Below are 604 nucleotides of genomic sequence, written 5' to 3'. Positions count from 1 at the left end.
CGCCGCGCATGCCCTTCGCCATCGACGTGGGCGGCCTGGCGCCCGACGGCACTCTGCCGCCCGCCCGGACCGACGCCGGACAGCTCGAACTCGCGCTGCTCAATCTGTGCATCAATGCCGGCGACGCCATGCCCGACGGCGGCACGATCGCGCTCTCGACCCGCCCCATACATATCGACGGCCCACATATCGACGGCCCGCCTGTCGACAACTTGCATACCGACACTCCGCACGGCGACGGCCCGCGCATCGGCGATTCGGCCGGGGGCGACCTCGCGCCCGGCCCCTACGTCGTCGTCTCGGTCGCCGACCAGGGCACCGGCATGTCCCCCGAAACCCTGGCCCGCATCTTCGAACCCTTCTTCACCACCAAGGATGTCGGCCGCGGCACCGGGCTGGGCCTGTCGATGATCTACGGCTTCATCCGCCATGTCGGCGGCGACGTCCGCGTCGCCAGCACCCTGGGGCAGGGGACGCGGGTCGATCTCTATCTGCCCGTCCAGCAGGACGCCGTCTCCCCCGCGCCGCCGCCATCCCCCGCACCCCCCGCGCCGCGCGGCCTGCGGGTGCTGGTGGTCGATGACGAGGACGCGGTCCGCGCGGT

General features: G+C 72.4%; 1 protein-coding gene. It reads left to right on the top strand.

Annotated features, from left to right (window positions below):
• A partial coding sequence (locus tag HUK84_RS22030) for an ATP-binding protein (RefSeq protein WP_246285833.1) occupies positions 1-604 on the top strand: 604 nt, incomplete at both ends.

Source organism: Nguyenibacter vanlangensis (assembly GCF_013376155.1).
In the GTDB taxonomy this organism is placed as follows: domain Bacteria; phylum Pseudomonadota; class Alphaproteobacteria; order Acetobacterales; family Acetobacteraceae; genus Gluconacetobacter; species Gluconacetobacter vanlangensis.
The sequence above is the reverse complement of the archived record's forward strand: the minus strand, read 5'-3'. Positions and strand labels throughout refer to the sequence as shown.